Origin of the sequence: Streptomyces sp. TBY4, from assembly GCF_024213195.1 — a bacterium.
Lineage (GTDB): Bacteria > Actinomycetota > Actinomycetes > Streptomycetales > Streptomycetaceae > Streptomyces.
In genome coordinates this window covers 1-538 of sequence record NZ_JANAVF010000059.1, presented here as the reverse complement: position 1 = coordinate 538, position 538 = coordinate 1, and the positions used below count along the sequence as shown (strand labels likewise).

Sequence of the window (538 nt, the reverse complement as noted above, 5' to 3'; positions counted from 1 at the left end):
TGGTGAATCATCACAGGGTCGTCTCCACTGAGTCCCTCATCGATGAACTGTGGCCGCAGGGGCCGCCGCGGACGGCGCTCCAGGCGTTGCGGGTGTATGTTTCGCAGCTGCGGAAGATGCTGCACAGCAGTAGTGCGCGTGGGCGTCTGGTGCTGATGGGTGATCCGCCGGGCTATTATTTGTCGATCGGTGAGGGAATGCTCGACATCGTCGAGTTCGACCAGCATCGGGAAATTGCTTCGGCGGCTCAGGAACGTCATGACGATGAGCTGGCTCTGCATCATTATCAGGCCGCGACGAAATTGTGGCGGAGTGCTCCGCTGGCGGGTCTGCGTGAGGGAATGATGATCCAGAGCACCGCGTCGCGGCTGGAGGAGTCGTGGATGGCGGTGGAGGAAGGCCGTATCGCGCTGGAGGTCCGGCTGGGCCGGCGGCGGGGTGAGGCGATTGCCCGCCTGCGTGAACTGGTGGCCCGTAATCCCTACAACGAGCGCCTGCACGGACTGCTGATGATCGCCCTGTTCCTTTCGGGCCGCAG

Annotated in this window: 1 protein-coding gene; it reads left to right on the top strand. The window is 63.2% G+C overall.

What is annotated here, in order from left to right:
• Positions 1 to 538 (top strand): AfsR/SARP family transcriptional regulator (locus NLX94_RS38750; RefSeq protein WP_254388001.1); only part of this gene is annotated, 538 nt, incomplete at both ends.